The sequence below is a fragment of the Blautia sp. OF03-15BH genome, from assembly GCF_003463065.1.
Classification (GTDB): Bacteria; Bacillota; Clostridia; order Lachnospirales; family Lachnospiraceae; genus Limivivens.
This window is the reverse complement of sequence record NZ_QSCM01000024.1, coordinates 22,550-35,763: the sequence shown is the minus strand read 5'-3', so window position 1 is coordinate 35,763 and position 13,214 is coordinate 22,550. Positions and strand designations below refer to the sequence as shown.

Here is a 13,214-nt window from a genome sequence, read left to right as displayed (position 1 = left end):
GAAAATTCATGTATAGAATAATATTTACTCAAAGTATCAACTCCTTTCAATAATATTCTGCTCTAATATCTTATAAAACTCAACACCGACTTATATAATTTTATAATTTATATTTAACTGTTAACAACCTCCGTATCCACGACCGGCGGTGATTCCTGATCTTCCTGCATGGCTTCCGCAGTTTCAGACGCTGCTTCTGTCTGTGCTTCCGTCATGGATTCTACCGCATAGATCACATTCGAATCACAAAATACCAGCATGACGGCCAGAAGCATCGCAATTACTCTGGACCATTTTCTGTTATTCATAACTTTCCCCTTTCTCTTCACCCTGTTCTGTTGTTGTCAGAGCGCTGTCCATGATTTTTAAAAGTTCTAAAGCACTTCGAAATTTCAATGATTCATTCTTTTCCGCCCAGACGATCTCACCCTGCCAGGTGGAATTCTCCAGACATTGCACATGTACAACAAATGTGCCTTTTTTTCCAACCAGTGCGTCTCTATTTCTTTTATCCTGCAAACATATCCCTCCTTATCCACCTGGTTCTCTGTTTTCCGGAAAAATCACTTCCATTTTCATCAAGTATAACAAATATACTCTTTCATTATCTCTTTCGTCTATGCTATTTTCAGGATTTTTTTGTGCTTTTTGAAAGAGTTTTATCGTATCACTGGACTTCCAGTGCATGATCCATCCGTTTTAAAAGCTCCAGCTCGCTCCGGAAAGAAATGTTTCTGCCCTTTTCCACCCAGCAGATTTCCCCCTGCCAGGTAGCATTCTGCCGATACTTTACATGTACGAGAAAAGTACCAAGTTTTCCCCTGTGGCTGGCCACTTCCCGACCTTCCAGAACCTTTTCCGGTCTCGGAAGCTTTTTTTCTTCTTTTTTCTGAAAACTCCGGATCTTCACCGAAGACTGAGGATAATCGATGCGATCCAAAAATCCTTCTATGATATTGATCAGCTGATATTCATGGGCAAAAGATTCTGCTGCCCTGGAATAACAGCAATATACTCTTCCGCTGCTCTCCCCATTTTGTCTGTCGTCCACACAGATGCAGAGAAGATTCGGTGCAGCCAGATTAAAATGAATTTCTTCCATAAATATGTATCACTCCTGTTATTTCCTGGTATTCCCCCAACAGTCGACCGCAGAGGTAAAAAGAATCGGATCTTCCTCTCTCTCCTCACGGAGTTCTGCCACGGAAGCCATATAGTAATTGATCCGGAAATGTCCGGCAAAATCTTTTCTGAAATTCCGGTCGATCCTGGCTGAGATCACCTGGCAGTTTTCCAGAGTCGTTCCGGAAAGCATGATCAGAAACTGGCTCTCATTGTACCTGGTATAAAAGTCTCCCCGCCGGAGAGAATTGCAGATAGCGATTTTCAGGGCTTTGGAAGCCTCTTTATTCCGATCGGTTCCCATACGGATCTCTCCGTTTTTGTCCGTCAGCGTGCACAGCATGATGTAGACAGAGATTCCATTCCGTTCCATCATACGCCCGATCACATGATAAATGTCGATAAAGCTTGGAAAGGAGCAGTAATATGCCCCTTTTTGATCTTCTTTTTCCCGAAGGCCACGTTTGATCTCCCCCAGAGCTCCTACGGATTGCTGGATCCGTTCACTCATGAGCTGGAAACGTTCCAGCATCTTCTGGGAAGGCGGAAGCCCCAAATCATCGAAAAAGTGTTTTGTCGCTTCTTTATAAACGACTATGGCGTCCTGGTAGCGATTCATGGCAATCAGGCTGTCAATACGCCAGAGCTGCCATACCTCAAAGGGATAGATCTGTGCTGCCGCCGTAGTCAGCTGATAAATCGTTTCAAAATGTTCCTTTTCCTTAAGATATCCGCAAAGTTCCTGAAGAGCTTCAAAGTAAAGATCCCGATAGTGGATATTTGCCACTGCCGCCCAGTCCTCCCCGATCATATTTGGAAGGAACTCACCCTTATACATGCTACAGGCTTCTTTCAAAAGTTCTACTTTCTTCTCTTCATCGGTTTCTTCCCTGCTTTCCTCCAGCTTTTTTTCAAAGAGAGAAAGGTCTGTCTCCACGGAGATCACCGGGTCCCACCGGTAAATACCGTCTTTCAGGCTGAAATATTTTCCTTCCGGAAGTCCTGCGGCCTCCAGCTGTCTCCGCAGACGAAAAATCGTATTGTTCAGACTACCGTTCCGGTTCTCCACATCATCCCGGCTATACAGTTCATCCAGAAGCTGTTCCTTCGGTATCCCGTTTCCCAGGTGAAGAAACAGAATCTGCAAAAGCTGCATGCTTTTGGATGTATAATTTCTCTCAAACACCCGTGTTTTCCCCTGATAAACCAGAGAAAAACCGCCCAGCATCTGTACCTGCAAAATTTCTTTTTCCATCGGATCACCTCCTGTTGTTTAAACAGATCATAACGTTGTCAAGATCGCTGCCTTAAACGTTTTCGCTGTAACACAAGTTCACGCAATTCTACATGTATAAAAGTATATCACAAAATCTCCCCTGTTTCCTGTCGTCCGCAAAAATTATTTACTTTTCGCATCATTTATTGTATGATGGCATGAGGCAACATCTGATACGTCCATTTAGAAAGGCAAGGGTATCTATGAATCTGGCAAAGCGACTGATACGGATCTCTGCAGTAACAGCAGCTACCGTCCTCATGTATGAAGGGGCACTGTCCCTGGATCGGACAACAGAAGTAAACGCTTCCCTGCAGGCAGACGCATCACCGAATACACAGAAAAAAGCTCCGGAAACGGAGAGTGACACTATAATTAAGGAAACAACTGCGGAAACAGAAACGGAGAAAACAGAAAAGACTTCCACAAAAACCAAGGCTCCAGTGAAAACAGCAGCCTCCGCAAAGAGCAAAACTCCTGAAGAAACGGAAGCGACCACGGAAACCGCCGTTCCATCCGAAACAGAGGCTTCCACAAAAAGCAAAGCTCCGGCAGAAACGAAAGACTCCACGGAAGACAAAGCTCCGAAAAAAACAGAAGACTCCACCGAAGACAAAGCTCCGACGGAAACGGAAGATTCCACGAAAGACAAAGCCCCGACGGAAACGGAAGATTCCACGGAAGCACAGACTCCCGGCGTCACTCCGGAGGAAGAGTCTGAACTGGCTTCCGAGGGGATCCGTACGGAAAGTCCCGCCTCTGAAAGCAGCGATCCCGATACGAAATATTATCTGACCTCCCAGTACCTTCTCGTTCCTTCTTTCAAGAATCTGAAAAAAGATCTGAATAAGATGATTGATACGTATGAGGGTTCCTGGTCCATCTACGTGAAGGATCTGAAAAGCGGGATCAGCCTCACCATCAACGATCAGCCGCAGGATTCTGCCAGCCTGATCAAGCTCTATATCGCAGGCGCTGTTCTGGAGAAGATCCAGCATCAGGAACTGGAAGAAACCGAGACCATCGATCTGCTCCTGAGTGACATGATCAGTCTCAGTGACAACGAGGCCGCCAATGAACTGGTCCGCTATCTCAGCGACTCTCATGAGCATCAGGACGGCATGGAAAAAGTAAATGAATTCATTGAAGAACATGATTTTACCGATACCTGGCAGTACAATGGCCTGGAGGACTCTAATCTCTGGTACGGAGATGAGGTCAATGTCACTTCCGTCAAGGACTGCGGCCGTTTTCTGGAGGAGATTTATGACGGTGACATGGTCAGCCATCTGGCTTCCCGTCAGCTGGAGGGTTACCTTCTGGATCAGGAGATCACCTGGAAAATCCCTGCCGGTATTCCTTCTGAGATCAAAACAGCCAATAAAACCGGTGAGAAAGACAACACACAGAATGACGCTTCCATCGTGTATACACCGTATCGGGACTACATCATCTGCGTTATGGCCACCAACCTTACAGACGAGGATACAGCTGTGGAAAATATCCGTGCCGTTTCTGCAAAAGTTTACGGATTTTTCCAGGAAGCCGATGCTGTGACAGCAGAGAAAACCGCAGAAACAGAGGAAACTGACGATACGGATATGGAAACGGAAAGCAGCAAAGTTTTCGAAGAGAGTGATGCCGGGACGGAAGCCGCAGAAGAAGATCCGGATTCCGGCAGCTGACTCTGGAAAAGGAGGAACTTAGCACTATGTTCAGAATGTGGGGAAAGCTCTGGAAGGATAATCATCTCTTAAAAGATACGGTTGTGGAAAATGGTCAGAAAGACAGCCGGACGCACAAGGTCTTTCAGGCTCTGGAAGAGATCTGCTACGAATTTGACCTTGGAAAGCCAATCTGGCTCTCCTCCAATGTGTCAGAATTTCAGCGTCACAGCAAGACCCGTTTTCGAAAAGACAGTTTTATTGAAGAAGTGCCCTTCGACTATCTGGAGATCCAGGTGCTCGAAGAGGATGATTGATATATGCAAAACAAAAACCGGAATGTGCCCGACAGCTATTCCGGTTTTTGTATACAAGCTCTGTTTTGATTTATAACCACTCTGAATTCTGCTCCGGTTCTTCCGTCTCGGCATCCCCTGGTTCTTCCTCTGAAGCAAGCTCTGCAGTCTCGTCAGCTTCGCCTTCTTCTGCCACAGTTTCTTCCTCTGCCGCTTCTTCTGTTTCCTCTGCGTATGCAGTGTCAACTTCGTCTTCGGTTTCGTCCGTGTCCTCTGCTGCCTCTTCTCCAGTTGTCTCTTCTTCGTACCCGGTCATTTCGCTGTTTTTTTTAGCCGCTTCCTCGTCGTCTTCGTATTCCTCGTCTTCGTACTCATCAACTTCCCGCATCTCTGCTTCTGCCACAGACTCTCTTCTAGCCTGAGCCTCTGCCTCCCGGCGGACACGCTCTTCTTCTGCACGGGCAGCACTCTCTGCCTCTACTCTGCTGATTTCATCCTGCAAAGCTGCGACCTTATCGGTACTGTCTTTGATCTGTTTCACCAGTCCGGACAGCTCCTCTGCCGCTTCATTCTGAAATCTGTCATAGTATTCTCTTCCGAGATTCTCATAGATCTTGCTCAGCTTCCGGTTCTCATCCGCGATCTGAAGCTTTAAGCTTCCGATATCCGTTACTTCTTTTGCTTTCCGTACGGCTACACGGCTCACTCCGGAAAGTTTCTTGCTCAGTTCATCAAAAAATGCCATAATCTTTTCCTCCTCGTATTAGATATTGATGCAGCTTTTGTCTGGTACTAATCAGCGTTCCGTTCCTGACAACAGGAACTGGTTTCTATGTTTTTATATACACACCGCATCAGGCGCTCACGGGTTTCTACCGGAGCCCAGGCCATGTGCGGCGTAATGATCAGCTTTCTGCTGTCCCGGATGGCAAACAGAGGATTTTCCGGCCGCATGGGCTCCTGACAGAGAACATCCAGACCGGCTCCGGCGATCTCGCCCTCGTTCAGAGCATCTGCCAGATCCTGTTCCACTACAAGACCTCCTCTGGCTACATTGACCAGAAAGGCGCTTTTTTTCATTTTCCGGAATGCCTCCCGGTTCATCAGCCCTTCGGTATCCGGATTCAGCGGTGCATGAAGAGAGATCACATCGGAACGTTCCAAAAGCTCCTCAAAATCCACCCGCTTATACGGCTGATCCGTGTTTCTTCCGGAAGTAGAATAATAGATCACATGACAGCCGAAGGCTTCTGCTATGGCTGCCACCCGCCGTCCGATAGCTCCCAGACCGACAATCCCCCAGATCTTGCCATCCAGCTCTGAAAATTTCTCATCAAAATGAGAAAATCCGGGATTTTCACAGTAAGCTCCGGACTTTACATAATGATCATAGTAAGCCAGACGGTGAAGCACATAAAAAAGCAGAGCAAACGTGTGCTGGGCCACCGCACTGGTGGAATATCCGGCTACATTTTTTACCAGGATCCCACGGGAACCGGTATAATCAAAATCAATATTATTCATGCCTGTAGCAGTCAGCGCTATCAGCTTCAGATGAGAGGCTCCGGAAATAGTGGTCTCATCCATAGGAAGCTTGTTGACAATGATTACGTCAGCATCCTTGATCCGTTCCGGAACCTGTTCCGGCTTTGTCACTTCATAAAAGGTCACATGGCCCAGTTCTGAAAAATAGCTCAGATCGATATCAGAGCCGAGGGAACCTTTTTCCAGAAAAACAATCTCCATACACACTCCTGTTTTAAAAGAAGGGCACGACAAGACCAAACCTGCCGCGCCCTCGCCATTTTTACTTTACATTCTCTTTAGCAGTTCTTCTCTTTGCTGCCCTTATTCTAGCAGAATTGACAGACAGATTCAAGTCTATTTCTTCACGATAAAATTTCCTTAAGCACCTCTCGTATAATACGCTCCTGCTCCGCAGGATCCATATTTCTGAGAACCTCTGTCTTTCTCTCTTTTTCTGATTCCCCGCCTGCCGCTGTTTCTCCTACGGAAGCACGGATCCGTGAAAGATCGGCCTTGAGTTCTTTCTTTTCCTGCTGCATCCGGGCCACCGCTTTTTTGTTTTTCCGGAAGGGAAGTTTATCCGCCGCGGCCGCCGTTTCCAGCGGTGCAGAATTCTGTCCCCGGCTCTCATCCCCCTGGCCGGGCTGACCGGAAAGAACAGCCGGGCTTTTCTCCGGTTGAAAAGCGTCTTTTGCAGACTTTCCGGAAGCCGCAGCATTTCCGCTGTTTTCCAACATGTCCAGAAGACCTGTTTCCAGATAAGAACGGCGGTAACGGACATCCGTAAGTCCATAGACCAGAGCCGTCACTGCCGCAGCGATCCCCATGGCCCACAGATAATCCTGACGCACAGCCAGTCCCATCCGCAGCTTTCCCGCATAATAGTAGCCTGCTGCCGCCAGAATAAGGCTTAAGACCAGCGTCACAGTCCCGGTCCGCCTCCACTGATGGAGCGTTCTCCCCAGATGCCGGTACTGATAAAGGCTCCTCTCGATAAAAGCCCGGGTATTGACATTCCCGTCACCCATTCTCTTCAGGAGGCCATATCTCTGCCGGATCTGACGGATCAGTTTCCCTTTGGCTGCCCGCTCGTTTTCCATATCCTTTGTCATCCTGCCATAGATCATCCAGAGCCAGATCTGGCTTATCACACCGAAAAAGCTAAGAATTCCGATTCCATAGAACAGTAAATTCTGCTGCATCACTGTCTGTAACATACGAATCCCCCTTTTGAACTTAGATATGATGATGGAACCGCATCCAAAGAGCCGGTCTTTCTTCGGATGCGGTTGCTCTTCCACACAGGCAGCGGATATCATGCCCGGGTTGTAGAGCCATTATAATCCATCATCAGACTTTTGCAAGCATTTTCGTTTGACAAAAAACGCCTCGAAAAGGGGATCAGGTACCTGAAAAAGGGACTGAGGTCTTACAGCAGTTCCAGGAAATGCTCCACCAGCTTCACGCAATGCTCTGCCGCTTTTGCTTCAAAGGTAGGATAATCCATGGTCGCACTGTCATCGGCCTTATCAGAAATGGCACGAAGGACCACGAAAGGAACCTCATTTAAATAAGCAGCCTGTGCAATGGCAGCACCTTCCATCTCGGTACAGTAACCCTGGAAGTTCTCTGCAATACGCTCTTTTACTGCTTTCTCTGCGATAAACTGATCTCCGCTGACGATCCTTCCACGGAATACCTGAATCTCAGGATTCACTTCATGGCAGGCTTTCTCAGCCAGTTCTGCCAGTTTCTCATCTGCCTTGAAAGAGAACGTATCCATCTGCGGGATCTGTCCCAGCGGATATCCAAAGTTTACCGCATCCATGTCATGATGGACCAGATCTGTGGAAATCACGATATCGCCGATGTTGATCTCTGCTTTCAGAGAACCTGCAATACCGGTGTTGATCACCGTATCCGCCTTGAAATCATCTACCAGGATCTGTGTGCAGACAGCTGCATTGACTTTTCCGATGCCGCTTCTTACCACAACTACTTCTTTTCCTCCGAGAACCCCTTCACAGAACTCCATATGGGCTTTGTTTACCGTTCTTCTGATCTTCATGTGTTTTTTCAGGGTCTCAACTTCTATTTCCATTGCTCCGATGATACCTACTGTATTCATGTCTTTTCTCCTTGTTGTTTTCTCTGTTTTTCCTTCCTCATCCTGCATGAAAATGCAGGACAGGCCCCCGGATCCAGGTGTGCAAAGATCCTGAGCGGCGGGGAAGTGGATGCTCATAGCCTAGTATAACGGAATCCGGAGCGTTTGTACAGAGCCAGACGCATCCCTTGCAGTTTCATCATCGGCAAATAGCCAAATCCCGGTCCGAATGAAGCTCACATCATTTTCCGTTGATCCGTATGATATAAGAGCGGTTATACAACGTTTTCCCTGTTTTCGGTGCATACTCGATCAAAAGAACCGTATTCTTTTTGACAGAAAGGATTCCGCCATTTTTCAGCTTTTTCGCTTTTTTCCAGACAGGACCTGCCTCCTGCCCCTTGTAGTTATAGCGGATGCTCACGATCTTATAACCGGTCGGCAGAGCGATCGTTACCTTTGCTTTTTTCTGTGCGGTTTTGACACGCAATACACCGGCTGAACGGTTCAGCTTTCGCGTCAGATCAAGGTTTCCAAGCTTTGCTTTCTTTATAAAATCCGTGCGGAACGTTACCTTACAGGTCAGACGGCTGCTTTTCCCGTTCTGTTTCACGGTAAAGCTTAAGACCGTTTTCTCTCCGTTTTTCAGAGAGTCTGCTGAAAGATAGATTTTTTTATAAAGAACGTCTGCCACAGCCTGAATGTGCCGGTTGCTGGATTTCAGGCTGCTGATCACAGCCTTCCCGGAAAGATGCTTCAGATCCAGTTCTCCTGTACCCAGAAGATCATACGAGGTAATGACTTTCTGACTTACAGGATCCGGAAAGGTCTGTTTCTGAAAATAAACCGTTTTTGTCTTTGCGCAGGAAGGTCCGGCTGCTGCCGCTGCTTTTACTCCTGAAAGATTCCAGCCTGCCAGAAAGAGCAGGCTCCAGAGAAAAGCGGTAAAAATTCTATATTTCTTCCAATTATTTTTCATAAAGTTCCTCCTTATTTCCGCCAGCTGGTGCAGCTTGATCCCTCAGTGAATGCTTATTCTGCGTTCAGATAGGTCAGGATTCCGGTGCAGAGCGCTTCTGCCACCTCTTTCTGATATTCTTTCGAGGTCAGTTTTTCTGCCTCCTCATAATTGGAGAGGAAGCCGCACTCAGCGATCACCACCGGCGTTTTTGTTTTTTTCAACAGGTAATAGGTATTGTTGGCCTTCGTCTCACGCGGCCTTGCGATCGAAAGCGCACTGTTCAGGGCTTCCTGCAGGCAGGCTGCGGCCTTCCGGCCTTCCGAAGACTGCGCATGATAAAAGACCTGCGGTCCGCAGACAGCCTCTGCCGGATAACTGTTCTGGTGAACACTTACAGTCAGATCTGCTTTTGCTTCATTGATAATGGTACAGCGTGCACGCATATCTGCCTGCTTTTTGTTCTCATCCTCTTCCTGATAAAGGCCTCCGGGATCGGAGCGGGTCATGACCACATGGATCCCTGCCTCTTCCAGACACTCCTTCAGTTTCTCTGCTATGGCCAGATTGACTTCCTTTTCCCGGGCTCCGTTGATTCCGATCTTTCCCGGATCGCTTCCGCCATGGCCGGCATCGACCACCACTGTACCGGCTGCTTCCGCCTGTTTTTCTCCTGTCACAGCCTTTCCTGCCGTCTGGTGGCTCTCTCTGCTAAAGAGAAGACACAGACCTGCCAGGAGAAGAATACTTAAAACGGTCTCCATACGGATCTTTTTCATATTTCCGGCTTCCTTTTTTACACTCGTTCCCGTCTTTTCAGTGTATGAGACCCTTGTTTCTTCTTAGAACAGGAGACGCAAAAAGGGAGCCTCCGCACGGACTGCCGTTGACAGTCTGCGCTTCGCGCTCCCCTTCTATTACTTAATATTTGTACTGATCACATCCCAGATACTGGAACGTTCAAAGCCCAGCTTCCAGGCTGCAATACCTGCCAGCTGATATTCCGGCACAAGTTTGGCCTTCAGCTCAATGGATGCTTCATTTTCCAGCCAGATCTGATAAAGTGCACCATCCGGATCATGGTATTCTGCATAATCCTGACTGGTCTCATCACTCCAGTTCGCCGTCACACCATTGGCCTCCAGTATGTCATCTGCCCTGTCCATGCCAATGGCCTCACTGCTCACCTCTCCGTTGGTATCGGTCTTCCAGAGTCTGGTATAAAACGGTACACCGCTGATGATCTTATCTGCCGGGACACCCTCTGCAATGGTAGCCTCGATCCCTTCTTTTTCAAAGGAAAGAGAAGCAACCGAACCCGGTTCCGAACCGGAATAATGCTCATCATATCCCATGATAATGAAGTAATCCACCACCTCAGCCTGTTCACCACGCTGATAATAGGAACTGAAATCTCTGGGAACGGTGTTATCCGAGGATAATACCAGACCGTTTTTCCTGCACTGAACAGAAAGTTCTCGCAGAAATTCGATATAGGCATCTCCCAGTTCTTCACCCAGATTCTCAAAATCAATATTCAGACCGTCCAGCTGATATTCTAGAGCCGCTTCGATCAGCTGGTCCGTCAGCTTCTCTCTGGCTGTCGTATTAGTAAGGACTTCCTTCATATCCACTTCCTGATTGAAGTTATCTACCAGTCCCCAGACCTCCAAGCCTTTTTCGTGGGCGGTCTCCACATAGCTCGCATCTGCCAGAGAAGAAATGGTTCCGTCCTTGCTGGCTACAGAAAACCAGGTCGGTGAGATGGTATTGACGCCGGTCATGGATTCTATATCCGTAGACAGTGCATAGTTGGAATCCATATTGCTGATCTGGTGCCATACCAGATTGATGGTGTAATCCTTCCGGATCCTTGTGTACTCCGGCTCCGTAAACTCATTGGAGATCGTCGTTTCTTTCACAGAACCCAGCTTCTTATTTCTCACATAACCGATATAACCGTCCGCTGTGGCAACTCTGGTCCATTTCTCCAGCTGTTCCAGCACGGTCACCAGATCACCTTTGGAAACCTCTGTCAGGATCGGACTCTTCACTCCGCCCTGATAACGGACGTCTTCATCCCGTTTGACCTTTGCCTGCTGTATGGTTCCCCACTTGTAAGTCACAAGGATGCGATCCGGCTCCTGAAGCGTTTCATAAGTCATATTTGTATACTGTTTTACAAAATCAGCTTCTATGTAAGGAGTCTCTCCTTCCAGTCTGACAATGATCTGGTCGAAGGATTTCTCTTCCCCGGAAACCGTATACTCCGCACTGCCTGCCGGAATCTTGATCACATCCGTGGGTGTGGTATAAAGCATGAGCTGATTTGTGGAATCCCAGTAAAAACGGCTGTTCAAGCTGTCCTTTACGGTATGGTAATTCAGGTACGACACGCCTTCCACCAGCATACTCTGCTCCGGCGCCACCTCATCCTGGAGGATCACAGGCACCTGACCTTCCCCGGTAATCCCATAATATTCCGCAGAATCCATCCGTTCATCTGTAGGAATGTATTTATCTACTACTTTACCGACAATCAAAATTGCCGCAAGAATTACGATCAGTACAGCTGCCGCTATCACAGGCAGTATTTTTTTCTTCATTCATTCGACCTCCAGCCCCTTTTATCATTCTACAAAGTACCTGAAAATTGCTCTGCTGCAACGAGCTCGCACAATTCTCATACACCTGCATTATAGCATAGAAGGGTCTGCTGCGAAACGACCAATTTCGACTTTCATCAGAATAATTTACCAAGTCTGTCTGCGAAGGGGGCGCTTTCACCTGGTTTTTTTGCTTTTGTCGATGCAGTCGAAGGCAATATCCGTTACTTTATCAGAAGAATTTCTGATGTAATCCCGCATGTAACTGTTTCCTTCTCTGGCGCAGCATGCCCTGGTGATCTCCTCGGGCGTACTCGGTACACCGTCCAGCCAAAGCCGAATGCCTGCTCCGTCATAATCGGAAAGTTCCCTGTACAGTCTGAACTGCTCGTCACAGTGCTTTCCTGAAATCGGTCTCACCCCTTTCTTTTCGCCGCCGAAAATGGATGTGCTTCCTGTGATATATTACTTTCCTGCTGACAGTTCAGAATATTGCTTCTATGCTATTCCGGACTGCCGGTTCCATTTCCATACCAAGCGGTTTTCTTTTGTATCCTAGAGAAATGAAACGGAATAGAGATAAAAACAGAGCAGGAGCAAGGCTGAAGGTCTGAGTCTTTTGTCATTGTCTGTTCAGTTGTTAAAAAGTTGGAATAAGCGAGATGATTTTCTCACAGAATAAAATTAGAATAAAATCAGAAATCCATTTCAAATCTCTTAACGGCTATTATACAATACAAAGCTATGATTTGCAAGCACTTTTTTGATTTTTTTCATCTTTTTCCTTTCATTTACTTTACATAAACCACAGGAACGGTATATAATGATATGATAAATATAAACCAAACCGTTTCAAACAGTCAGGATGTGATAGAATGAAAATTGAAAAAATCAATGACAATCAGATACGATGCACCCTTACAAAAGAAGATCTTTTAAGCCGTGAAATCAAGCTGAGCGAGCTTGCCTATGGTACTGAGAAGGCCAAAAGCCTTTTCCGCGACATGATGCAGCAGGCCGCTTATGAATTTGGTTTTGAGGCAAATGATATTCCCCTGATGATCGAGGCCATTCCTCTTTCTTCCGATTCCATTATCCTTATCATTACAAAGGTCGAGGATCCAGAAGAACTTGACACACGTTTTGCCAAGTTTTCTCCCCAGCAGCCGGGCGAACAGCCTTTTGGCGGTTCTCCTATCGCTTCCAAGCTGGAGGGTGCCGATGATGTACTGGGACTTTTCAACAAAATCCGCAATGCCAAGAAAAAGGCTATGGAACAATATCAGTCAGAAGCGTCTGCAAAAGAAGGCACAGAAAAAGAAGAGGCGGAATCCGCTCCGGCTGACACTGCTTCCTTTAATCTGACCAGACTCTACCGTTTCCGCGATCTGGATACTGTTATCCGTGCCGCTCACATTCTGGAAGGTCATTATGATGGAGAAAACAGTCTGTATAAGGATCCGCTGACCAGAGAATATCATCTTATCATCAGCAAATCCGACCACACTCCGGAAGAATTTAACAAAATCTGCAACATTCTTTCCGAGTATGCCGGCAACCGGAAATATGTACCGACCATGCGTGCCTTTTATCAAGAGCATATGGATGTTATCGTAAAAGATAATGCTCTTCAGAAGCTGGCTCAGCTGGCATAAACA

Annotated in this window: 15 protein-coding genes; 3 read left to right on the top strand and 12 right to left on the bottom strand. The window is 47.1% G+C overall.

The window, feature by feature from the left end; genetic code table 11:
- Window positions 1-113: 113 nt before the first annotated feature.
- The 4 genes from DXA57_RS15870 to DXA57_RS15855 all read right to left on the bottom strand — a co-directional run bounded on the left by DXA57_RS15870 (window position 114) and on the right by DXA57_RS15855 (window position 2,377).
- Window positions 114-308: a hypothetical protein gene (locus DXA57_RS15870; protein WP_117768244.1), complete on the bottom strand. Its 195-nt coding sequence runs from the start codon at window positions 306-308 to the stop codon at window positions 114-116.
- Window positions 301-519 (bottom strand): hypothetical protein, encoded by a 219-nt coding sequence (locus DXA57_RS15865; RefSeq protein WP_243005812.1) that lies wholly within the window; start codon window positions 517-519, stop codon window positions 301-303. The genes DXA57_RS15870 and DXA57_RS15865 overlap by 8 nt, the downstream gene beginning before the upstream one ends.
- A 148-nt stretch (window positions 520-667) precedes the next feature.
- On the bottom strand, window positions 668-1,102 hold the full coding sequence (locus DXA57_RS15860; protein WP_117768243.1) for a hypothetical protein: 435 nt from the start codon (window positions 1,100-1,102) through the stop codon (window positions 668-670).
- Window positions 1,103-1,120: 18 nt separating this feature from the next.
- Window positions 1,121-2,377, bottom strand: a complete 1,257-nt coding sequence (locus tag DXA57_RS15855) for an AfsR/SARP family transcriptional regulator (protein WP_117768242.1) — start codon at window positions 2,375-2,377, stop codon at window positions 1,121-1,123.
- Between the two features lie 224 nt (window positions 2,378-2,601).
- On the opposite strand from DXA57_RS15855, the gene DXA57_RS15850 reads away from it, so the two are divergent.
- Together DXA57_RS15850 and DXA57_RS15845 are read left to right on the top strand one after the other, a co-directional pair.
- Window positions 2,602-4,083, top strand: coding sequence for a serine hydrolase (locus DXA57_RS15850; RefSeq protein WP_158571350.1), 1,482 nt, complete (start codon window positions 2,602-2,604; stop codon window positions 4,081-4,083).
- Between the two features lie 26 nt (window positions 4,084-4,109).
- Complete coding sequence (locus DXA57_RS15845) at window positions 4,110-4,379, top strand: hypothetical protein (RefSeq protein ID WP_117768240.1); 270 nt, start codon at window positions 4,110-4,112, stop codon at window positions 4,377-4,379.
- A 70-nt stretch (window positions 4,380-4,449) separates the two neighbouring features.
- Here DXA57_RS15845 and DXA57_RS15840 read toward each other — a convergent pair whose 3' ends face one another.
- The 8 genes from DXA57_RS15840 to DXA57_RS15805 form a co-directional block, all read right to left on the bottom strand.
- Window positions 4,450-5,103: a hypothetical protein gene (locus DXA57_RS15840; RefSeq protein WP_117768239.1), complete on the bottom strand. Its 654-nt coding sequence runs from the start codon at window positions 5,101-5,103 to the stop codon at window positions 4,450-4,452.
- A 47-nt stretch (window positions 5,104-5,150) separates the two neighbouring features.
- The gene (locus tag DXA57_RS15835) at window positions 5,151-6,104 is read right to left on the bottom strand and encodes a D-2-hydroxyacid dehydrogenase (protein WP_117768238.1); all 954 of its coding nucleotides are present in this window, start codon (window positions 6,102-6,104) and stop codon (window positions 5,151-5,153) included.
- A gap of 143 nt (window positions 6,105-6,247) precedes the next feature.
- Complete coding sequence (locus tag DXA57_RS15830; RefSeq protein WP_117768237.1) at window positions 6,248-7,102, bottom strand: hypothetical protein; 855 nt, start codon at window positions 7,100-7,102, stop codon at window positions 6,248-6,250.
- Window positions 7,103-7,314: 212 nt separating this feature from the next.
- Entirely contained in the window at window positions 7,315-8,013 is a 699-nt protein-coding gene (locus DXA57_RS15825; protein WP_117768245.1) for a 5'-methylthioadenosine/adenosylhomocysteine nucleosidase, read from the bottom strand.
- A gap of 220 nt (window positions 8,014-8,233) precedes the next feature.
- Window positions 8,234-8,971, bottom strand: coding sequence for a hypothetical protein (locus DXA57_RS15820; protein WP_117768236.1), 738 nt, complete (start codon window positions 8,969-8,971; stop codon window positions 8,234-8,236).
- A gap of 53 nt (window positions 8,972-9,024) precedes the next feature.
- Entirely contained in the window at window positions 9,025-9,729 is a 705-nt protein-coding gene (locus DXA57_RS15815) for an N-acetylmuramoyl-L-alanine amidase family protein (protein WP_117768235.1), read from the bottom strand.
- Between the two features lie 138 nt (window positions 9,730-9,867).
- The gene (locus tag DXA57_RS15810; RefSeq protein WP_117768234.1) at window positions 9,868-11,556 is read right to left on the bottom strand and encodes a glycosyl hydrolase family 18 protein; all 1,689 of its coding nucleotides are present in this window, start codon (window positions 11,554-11,556) and stop codon (window positions 9,868-9,870) included.
- A 177-nt stretch (window positions 11,557-11,733) separates the two neighbouring features.
- Window positions 11,734-11,976, bottom strand: coding sequence for a hypothetical protein (locus tag DXA57_RS15805; RefSeq protein ID WP_117768233.1), 243 nt, complete (start codon window positions 11,974-11,976; stop codon window positions 11,734-11,736).
- Window positions 11,977-12,431: 455 nt separating this feature from the next.
- Here DXA57_RS15805 and DXA57_RS15800 point away from each other — a divergent pair, with 455 nt between their 5' ends.
- Entirely contained in the window at window positions 12,432-13,211 is a 780-nt protein-coding gene (locus tag DXA57_RS15800) for an adaptor protein MecA (protein ID WP_117768232.1), read from the top strand.
- Window positions 13,212-13,214 lie beyond the last annotated feature (3 nt).

Coding starts and splice junctions, on each gene's coding strand:
- DXA57_RS15870 (WP_117768244.1), bottom strand. CDS start 308: ATGAATAACAGAAAATGGTCCAGAGTAATTGCGATGCTTCTGGCCGTC.
- DXA57_RS15860 (WP_117768243.1), bottom strand. CDS start 1,102: ATGGAAGAAATTCATTTTAATCTGGCTGCACCGAATCTTCTCTGCATC.
- DXA57_RS15855 (WP_117768242.1), bottom strand. CDS start 2,377: ATGGAAAAAGAAATTTTGCAGGTACAGATGCTGGGCGGTTTTTCTCTG.
- DXA57_RS15850 (WP_158571350.1), top strand. CDS start 2,602: ATGAATCTGGCAAAGCGACTGATACGGATCTCTGCAGTAACAGCAGCT.
- DXA57_RS15845 (WP_117768240.1), top strand. CDS start 4,110: ATGTTCAGAATGTGGGGAAAGCTCTGGAAGGATAATCATCTCTTAAAA.
- DXA57_RS15840 (WP_117768239.1), bottom strand. CDS start 5,103: ATGGCATTTTTTGATGAACTGAGCAAGAAACTTTCCGGAGTGAGCCGT.
- DXA57_RS15835 (WP_117768238.1), bottom strand. CDS start 6,104: ATGGAGATTGTTTTTCTGGAAAAAGGTTCCCTCGGCTCTGATATCGAT.
- DXA57_RS15830 (WP_117768237.1), bottom strand. CDS start 7,102: ATGTTACAGACAGTGATGCAGCAGAATTTACTGTTCTATGGAATCGGA.
- DXA57_RS15825 (WP_117768245.1), bottom strand. CDS start 8,013: ATGAATACAGTAGGTATCATCGGAGCAATGGAAATAGAAGTTGAGACC.
- DXA57_RS15820 (WP_117768236.1), bottom strand. CDS start 8,971: ATGAAAAATAATTGGAAGAAATATAGAATTTTTACCGCTTTTCTCTGG.
- DXA57_RS15815 (WP_117768235.1), bottom strand. CDS start 9,729: ATGAAAAAGATCCGTATGGAGACCGTTTTAAGTATTCTTCTCCTGGCA.
- DXA57_RS15810 (WP_117768234.1), bottom strand. CDS start 11,556: ATGAAGAAAAAAATACTGCCTGTGATAGCGGCAGCTGTACTGATCGTA.
- DXA57_RS15800 (WP_117768232.1), top strand. CDS start 12,432: ATGAAAATTGAAAAAATCAATGACAATCAGATACGATGCACCCTTACA.